The organism is Cryobacterium sp. RTC2.1 (genome assembly GCF_035018685.1).
Taxonomy (GTDB): Bacteria; Actinomycetota; Actinomycetes; order Actinomycetales; family Microbacteriaceae; genus Cryobacterium; species Cryobacterium glucosi.
In genome coordinates this window covers 1-8,153 of sequence record NZ_JASJXJ010000164.1, presented here as the reverse complement: position 1 = coordinate 8,153, position 8,153 = coordinate 1, and the positions used below count along the sequence as shown (strand labels likewise).

Below are 8,153 nucleotides of genomic sequence, written 5' to 3'. Positions count from 1 at the left end.
GCGTTCACCCCCTCCCGAGTCTTTTCCAAGGACAGCCATGCCGATTTCGAGCCTCGTCTCGCCGCCCCTGGGCGACTCGCCCCTGGGCGACGCCTTCGGGACAGACCCGGCCGTTTTCGACCCGTCGAACCCCGACTCCCGGCCGCGGCGCTCCCTGGTCTCCCGCCCGTCGATCTCCGACTCGGTGTTCCGCTCGGTCGCGTTCAGCGCGGGCACGATCACCGTGCTGATCATGCTCGCGGTCGGTGTCTTCCTCTCGCTGCGCGCCGGCGACGCCCTCGGGGTCGCTGGGTTCAACTTCCTCTTCGAGCAGGACTGGTCGCCGGAAACGAAGAAGTTCGGCATCGCATCCGTTCTCTTCGGCACCATCACGATCGCCGTCATCGCAATGTGCGTCGCGGTGCCCCTCGCCCTCGGCACGGCGCTCCTCATCTCCGAGGTCGCCCAGGGGCGGCTCAAGTCCACGCTCGTCACCCTCGTCGACCTGATGGCCGCCGTTCCCAGCGTGGTGTTCGGCCTCTGGGGCGTGTTCTTCCTCCAGGCGAACGTCATCCCGGTCGCCACCTGGATCTCCACCTACTTCGGCTGGATCCCGTTCTTCAGCGTGACGGATGCGACGGGCCAGGCCCTCACCGAGGCGAGCGCCTTCACCTCCTCGGCCTTCATCGCCGGAATCGTGGTGGGCCTCATGGTCGTGCCCACCCAGACCTCGGTGATGCGCGAAGCCTTCTCCCAGGCGCCGATCGGTGAACGTGAGGCGGCCTTCGCCCTCGGGTCGACCCGATGGGGAATGATCACGTCCGTGGTGCTCCCGTTCGGCCGCGGCGGCATCATCGGCGGCACCATGCTCGGCCTCGGCCGGGCCCTCGGCGAGACCATCGCCGTCTACATGATCATCTCCCCGATCTTCACGATCAACTGGGAGGTGCTCAAGACCGGCACGAACTCGGTGTCCGCGCTCATCGCGCTCCGGTACGGCGAGTCGAGCTCCTTCGGCCTCTCCGCACTGATGGCCGCCGGCCTCGTGCTCTTCCTGATCACCCTCGTGATCAACTTCACGGCCTCGTCGATCGTGGCGCGGTCCCGCTCCGGGGCGGAGAGCGACTGATGACCAGCGCACACAGCACCCAGGCGACGGATCCCGCGGCATCCGCCGGCCCCTCGACCCTCGTGATGACCGAGACCGCCGTCGAGCTCGAGGCCGAGCTCGAACTCCAGGCCGCAGCAGTCCGGCACACCACGAACATCCCCTCCTCGGTCGGCATCGAGATCGGCCCGCGCCGCCGGATGCGCGCCGCCAGGGTCGACGACCAGTTCAACATCCTCGGCGCGGCAGCGGCCGGCGTGGCCGTCGCCGTTCTGCTGTTCGGCTGGTTCGGCCCGCTCTCCGGCTATGTCGGTTTCGTGATCGTCGCGTTCATCGCTTTCATCGGCTTCTACGCCCTGCTCGTCAGCCTGAAGAGCGACTGGCAGGAGGTCAAGGACCGGGTCATGTCGGTTGTCCTTTCGAGCGCCGGCGTGCTGCTCTTCGGCGCCCTCGTCTTCGTCGTCGCGTACACCCTCGTGCGCGGCCAGGAAGCCCTCCCGCACCTCAACTTCTTCACCGACAGCATGGAGCTCGCCGGCCCGCTCGACGGCCTCGAACTCGGCGGAATCTTCCACGCCATCCTCGGTACCCTGATGCAGATCACGATGGCGCTCATCGTCACCGTTCCGCTCGGCATCCTCACGGCCCTGTTCCTCAACGAAGTCGGCGGAAAGTTCGCCCGCTTCGTGCGCACCATCTCGGACGCGATGACCGCGCTGCCCTCGATCGTCGCCGGCCTCTTCGTGTACTCGGCGATCATCGTGCTGATCACCCACCAGCGCAGCGGGTTCGCCGCCTCGATGGCCATCACGGTGATGATGCTCCCGATCGTGATCCGCGCCTCCGACATCGTCCTCCGTCTCGTCGCGGGAAACCTTCGCGAAGCCGCGTACGCGCTCGGGTCCACGCGCTGGCGCACGGTCTGGCATGTCGTGCTGCCGACCGCCCGCCCCGGGCTCGCGACCGCCGTCATCCTCGGCACCGCCCGCGGAATCGGCGAGACCAGCCCCGTGCTGCTCACGTCCGGCGTCACCGCCGTCGTCAACCTCAACCCCTTCGAGGGACCGATGATCTCGTTGCCGCTGCAGGTCTTCGACTTCGTCAAGTCGCCGGAACCGAACATGATCGCCCGTGGCTTCGGGGCGGCGGCCGTGCTGATCCTCCTCGTGCTCACCCTGTTCGCGATCGCCCGCCTCATCGGCGGCAAGGGGCCGGGCGACCTGTCCCGCGCCCAGCAGCAGCGGGTCGTCGCGGCCTCCGGGCGCGACCTCAAGCGGATCACCATTGCCGCCGACCGCCGCATCCTCCTCGAGGCGAACACGTCGGGGGCCTGGCCGCCGCCGACGGCACCACCGAACCACCACAGCAGCCCAGCGCCGACGATCGACCTCAGCACAAAGGAGCCGTCCTCGTGACGCCGCAGCCCCGTTGGATCCGTGCGATCCGCGCCCTCTTCGCCCTCGCCGTCGTGGTGATTCTCGGTCTGTCCGGAACGCTGTCTGCCCAGGCCGTTTCCTACGACCCCATCACAGGAACCGGCTCGACCTGGTCCCAGAACGCCCTCGACCAGTGGCGCAAGAACGTGGCCTCGAACTACGGCATGACCGTCAACTATTCCGGTGTCGGCTCCTCCGCGGGCCGCCGGGACTTCGTGGCCGGAAACGTCGACTTCGCCGTCAGCGAGATCCCGTTCCAGACCGCTCCCGAAGACGGTTCAGCGCCCGAGGTTCCGAGTCGCGGCTACGCATACATGCCGATCGTCGCCGGTGGCACCTCGTTCATGTACAACCTCAAGATCAACGGTGCCCGCGTCTCCAACCTGCGCCTGAGTGGCGAGGTCGTCACCAAGATCTTCACCGGCGTCATCACCAAGTGGAACGACCCGGCGATCCAGACGGACAACCCCGGACTGAAGATGCCGGACAAGGGCATCGTCCCTGTCGTGCGGTCGGACGGCTCGGGCTCGACCGCCCAGTTCAGCCTCTGGATGTCCAAGCAGTACAACTCCCTCTGGGGGCAGTTCTGCGTCAAGGTCGGCAAACCGGCCTCCTGCGGCCTCACCTCGCAGTACCCGACCTACGGCAACGCGAAGGCCCAGAGCGGTTCGGCGGGCGTCGCCGGGTATGTCGCCCAGGACTATGGCGAAGGCGCCATCACGTACGTCGAGTATTCCTACGCGCTCAAGGCCGGCTTCCCGGTCGCCAAGGTCCTGAACACCGCCGGATACTACGTCGAGCCGACCGCGAACTCCGTCGCCGTTGCCCTGCTGCAGGCAAAGATCAAGACGGATGTCCCGGTCTCGAGCCCCGACTACCTCACCCAGATCCTCGACGGCGTCTACAACAACCCCGACCCGCGCACGTACCCGCTGTCGAGCTACTCCTACATGATCGTGCCGACCGAGGTCGGCGGTGTCTTCACCGCGAAGAAGGGCCTCACCCTCGGCGCGTTCGCGAACTACATGCTCTGCGAGGGCCAGCAGCAAGCGGCGGCCCTGGGCTACTCGCCGCTCCCGATGAACCTTGTGCTCGCCGGGTTCGACCAGATCAAACGAGTGCCGGGAGCGGATGTCTCGGGCGTCGACATCAACAACTGCAACAACCCGACCTTCAAGGCCGGCGACTCCCCATCGAGCAACCTGCTCGCGACCAACGCACTCAAGCCCGCCGACTGTGACAAGGTCGGCACGAGCCAGTGTGTCACCGGAACAGCAGGGGCGCCCGATGACACGGCGACGACCGGAACCGGTACCGGCGGCTCCGCAGCCACGGCCGACACGGCCGCGGCGGCAGCGGCCGCCGCAGGAGCAGGGGCCGGAGCAGCGGCGACGACGGCAAACGCCGGGGCAGCGGGCACGGGCGATGCCGCGGCCGCGGTCTACGACGAGAACGGTGCTCTCGTCTCCGGCGGCACCGGTGGCACGGCCTCGACCGGAGTGGCCGGGTCCGCGGTGGCGTCGCCCTTCACCCTCGCCGACAACGGCTGGGGTGCGCAGCAGTCGATCATGCTGTTCGCCGGCGTGTTGCTCATCGGCTCTGCCGTGCTGCCCCCGGTGCTCTGGCGCCGGCTCAAGCCACGCGGTCCGAAGGTGGGCACCAAGTGAAGCGCCTGATCCTGTCCACGGACTCGATGTGGACCCGCGCCGGCGCAAGCGGCATCGTCGTGGGCGTTGTCGTCGGCATCGGAGTGTCCATGCTGGCCTCCATTACCCCGCCCGCAGCATCCGCGGACACCTCGAGCGCCGTCACGGTGGCCGCCAAGGGCTATGACCTCGACATCTCGACGGCACCGTTCCCCGACCTCAAGGTGACAGTCTCTCAGACGAAGGACCTCGTCTCGCAGGGAATCGTCGTCAACTGGACCGGCTCGGGCGCGAAGTCGGTCCGGCCTGACGCCAGCTCGGGCGGCCAGAACTTCCTGCAGATCGCGCAGTGCTGGGGTGAGGACCCGCTGAACCCCGGGCATCCCGACCGCACCACCTGCCAGTACGGCGGTTTTCCCGGCAAGGCCGCGTCCACGCGCGACACCTCGGTTTCTGACGAATTCGTCAACGCCAAGGACACCCAATACACATCGCCCTCGAACGGCTTCACGATCCCGGCGGTCACGGCGATCCCGTACCGTGCCTCGACGGGCGGAACGATCTCGTCCGTCTTCAAGAATGGCGCCGGCGTCCTCACCCATTACATCCTCGATCCCCTGACAGGGCTTGTTCAGACCGCGAACGGCACGCCGGCTGCCACTGGCGTGACCCTGCCCTCCCCGATCGTGGGCGTCGACCTCGCCACGAACGAGTTCTACACGCAGTACACGACCAACGAGGTGCCGTGGGTGGGGTCGAGTGACACTGGCGCCGGCTCCGTCAAGTTCGAGGTCCAGACCGCGATGCAGTCTCCCGGCCTCGGCTGCGGTATGCCGGTCACGGCCACGGACGGCACGGTCACGGGCAAGTCCTGCTGGCTCGTCGTCATCCCGCGCGGCACCAACGACGTCGGCGAGTCGTACATCACCAAGTCCGGCCTGTTCTGGGACGCCTGGCAGCACAGTGTGGCCGTCAAGCTCGACTTCAAGCCGATCGGTCTGCGCTGCTCCATCGGCTCGGCCGAGAAGCAACTCTCCGGAAGCGAACTCGCCTCGGCGGCCGTCGCGTCCTGGCAGCCCAACCTCTGCACCGGCTCGACCGGATCCTCCTTCGTGCTCAGCACCGGCAACGAGGAAGACTCTCTCCTCTCCGCAAGCCAGAAGACCCCGAGTCCTCTCGCCCTGACATCGCGTGCCCTACAGACGACGAAGGCGGATCCCGTGCAGTACGCGCCGATCGCACTCTCCGGACTCGCCGTGTCCTTCTCGATCGACCGGAGGGTGAAACCCGTCGGCGCCGTGCCTCAGGAATACAAGGACAAGAACACCGAGTCCTTCACCTCGATGAACCTCACCCCGCGCCTGATCGCGAAGCTGTTGACGAACTCATATCTGGACTCCTTGCCGACGGGGGCCCCCGCTACCTCCAAATCGCTCGCGTTCTTCGTCGATAACCCCGAGAAGGTAAACCACAACGCGAGGAACCTGACCGTTGACCCCGACTTCCTCGCCGTGAACGACGCGGAATGGCAGTACCAGGACCTGACGGGTCCGTCCCTCGGCGACATGCTCCTGCCCTCGGGGCGCTCCGACGAGGCCCTACAGCTGTGGCGCTACGTGCTCTCAGATCCGGATGCCGTGGCTTTCCTCAACGGCGAAGCCGACAAGTGGGGCATGAAGGTCAACCCCTGGTACGCAACAAAGGACGCCGTCAACTCCTCCGGCACAAAAATGACCGTGCCCCGCACCAACTTCCCCAAGGCTGACCCAATCGCACGGGTGGCCACGGCCGACGGCCAGACCGAAGTCAACCTCGTCACCTGGCGCCCGTACGCGAGCGACTTCGAGAACGGCGCCTACCTCACCCTGCGCGGTGACGGCCAGGAGCTCGGCGACTGGAGCCCGAACACGGTTCCGCCGAAATGGGGCAAGAGCGTTCGCAACCTCGTCGGCACCCAGCGGGTGCTCGGACTCACGACAACGGCGGCAGCAGCCCGGTACCAGACGGTGACGGCGTCACTGCGAAACTCGGCGGGCACTTTCGTTGCCGCGAACTCCGCATCCCTGCTGGCCGCGGCCGCGGCGATGACCCCGACCACCGAGAACGCGGCCGTGCTCGAATACAACCCCACGAGCGCGAGCGCCAGGGCGGCGGCGTCGGCCTACCCGATGACCATGCCGGTCTACGCGGCGCTCAACCCACTGCAGACGGATGCCTCCGCCCGCGCCATTTACGCCAACATGATCCGCTACGCCGTTGCCGCCGGTCAGGTTCCCGGCAGTGCGATCGGCCAGCTCCCCGAGGGGTACGCGTCGATTCCGGCCAGCTGGGTCGCCCAGGCCCTCGCAGCCGCGACAGCCATCGAAAAGGGCATCAGCCCGATCGTCTCGGCGACTCCGACACCCACTCCCTCACCGACCGTCGCGGCCACTGCCGCCGCCCCTGCGGCGGCCTACGTCAACCCGAACGCAGGCAGTGGAACGGCAGCGGTCGCGGCCGTCGCCGCCGCCGTCGCCGGGACCGCGACCGCGACCGACCCTGCGGCGACCGGCGCGTCGGCCGGACCCCTCGTCGGCAAGCCGACGCCTTCCGATCCGGTCATCGGCCCCATTCCGGCAGCCATCCCTGTCGGATTCCTCTCCGGGCTGCTCGCAGCCGGTGGAGTCCCCCTGATTTCGCGTGTCCGGAGACGATCCTGATGCGCGCACAGCTTGACGTCCAGATTCCGGGTTTCGGCTTGGGACCAGACATCAGGAAAGACGTTCCCGCCCGGGTTCGTCTCATGCAGTACACCCGAAAGGCATCATCACAGTGATTTCGAAGAAGGCAATTGCGCTCTGCGCGACCGTCGGCGTCGCCCTCACCGGTTTCGCCATCGCGACGCCGGCCAACGCCGAGCCCGTTTCCAACAGCTACGTCGCCGTCGGCTCGGACACCCTGGAAGACGTGGTCAGCGCCCTGGCCAACGGATCCTCGCTCTCCGGATCTTCGGTTCGCTCGACGACCGCAGGTGGCGCGACCATCGGATCGTTCGACGCGACCGGCACGGCCTACATCACCACGAAATCCTCAGGCGTGCGCTTTGGACGCCCGAACGGGTCGGGTGACGGTCGCACGGCGCTCCTCCGCTCCATCGATGGCGCGGCATACACGTCTGGTACGGTCGGCGCGCCTGCCGCTGTCGTGATCAGCGGTCAGGTTGACATCGCGCGTTCCTCGGGCTCCGGCACCGTCGACGCCGCCGGAAGCCTGATCCAGGTTCCCTTCGGCCGTGACGCCATCGCCTACGCCTACGACAATGGCTCTACCGCGACCGGCATCGACACGATCGACACCGCGACCATGACGAGCCTCTACACCTGCAGCGTCACCACCCTCGGCGGCGTCACGGTCACCCCGATCATCCCGCAGGCCGGTTCCGGCACCCGCAAGGACTTCATGTCCAAGATCGGCGTCACCGACGCCACTCTCGGTTCCTGTGTCCAGACCGGCCAGGAGCACGACGCGTCCAACCTCGGCATCAACCAGATCATGCCGATGTCGGTCTCACGCTGGGTCGCCATGAACACCGGTGCCAGCTACCCCAAGAAGAAGGACACCACGGTTCTCGGCTCGCTCGTTGCCGGCACCACCCCCGTCACCGGCACCGGCACCTCGATGGTCCCGAACGCCACTTACTATGCTGACTCCGTCTGGGGTCGCGACACCTACCTGGTCGTGCAGTACGCCCGCGTCGACCCGACCAACGCCTCTTACGACGCCACACTGGCCGGCCTGCTTGACCCGACCAAGAGCACCAGCCTGACCAACTCGCAGACCTCCCTCGCCTCCAAGGCCGGTTCGCTGAAGAAGAAGTTCGGCATCCTGGCCCCCTCCACCACCACTGCTGTCCGTATCTCCAAGTAGCCCGACCTACTTCCAGAAAAGGTAATTGAATCTCATGAAGCTCAACAACAAGCTCCGCTTCGCCGCCGTCGGCGTCGT

5 protein-coding genes are annotated in these 8,153 nt (G+C 67.1%); all 5 read left to right on the top strand.

Translation table 11 applies throughout. The annotated features are described in order from the left end of the window. Positions 1 to 37 precede the first annotated feature (37 nt). Positions 38 to 1,108 (top strand): phosphate ABC transporter permease subunit PstC, encoded by a 1,071-nt coding sequence (pstC, locus tag QN357_RS16140; RefSeq protein ID WP_134448225.1) that lies wholly within the window; start codon positions 38 to 40, stop codon positions 1,106 to 1,108. After that, the gene (gene pstA, locus QN357_RS16135; RefSeq protein WP_322136246.1) at positions 1,108 to 2,502 is read left to right on the top strand and encodes a phosphate ABC transporter permease PstA; all 1,395 of its coding nucleotides are present in this window, start codon (positions 1,108 to 1,110) and stop codon (positions 2,500 to 2,502) included. The genes pstC and pstA overlap by 1 nt, the downstream gene beginning before the upstream one ends. Continuing rightward, positions 2,499 to 4,190: a phosphate ABC transporter substrate-binding protein PstS gene (gene pstS / locus QN357_RS16130; RefSeq protein ID WP_322136245.1), complete on the top strand. Its 1,692-nt coding sequence runs from the start codon at positions 2,499 to 2,501 to the stop codon at positions 4,188 to 4,190. The genes pstA and pstS overlap by 4 nt, the downstream gene beginning before the upstream one ends. Then, positions 4,187 to 6,868, top strand: a complete 2,682-nt coding sequence (locus QN357_RS16125) for a hypothetical protein (protein WP_134448227.1) — start codon at positions 4,187 to 4,189, stop codon at positions 6,866 to 6,868. The genes pstS and QN357_RS16125 overlap by 4 nt, the downstream gene beginning before the upstream one ends. A gap of 112 nt (positions 6,869 to 6,980) precedes the next feature. Further along, complete coding sequence (locus QN357_RS16120) at positions 6,981 to 8,075, top strand: hypothetical protein (RefSeq protein ID WP_134448229.1); 1,095 nt, start codon at positions 6,981 to 6,983, stop codon at positions 8,073 to 8,075. Positions 8,076 to 8,153 lie beyond the last annotated feature (78 nt).

Excerpts from the sequence above, each read along its gene's own strand:
- pstC (WP_134448225.1), top strand. The coding sequence starts at position 38 with ATGCCGATTTCGAGCCTCGTCTCGCCGCCCCTGGGCGACTCGCCCCTG.
- pstA (WP_322136246.1), top strand. The coding sequence starts at position 1,108 with ATGACCAGCGCACACAGCACCCAGGCGACGGATCCCGCGGCATCCGCC.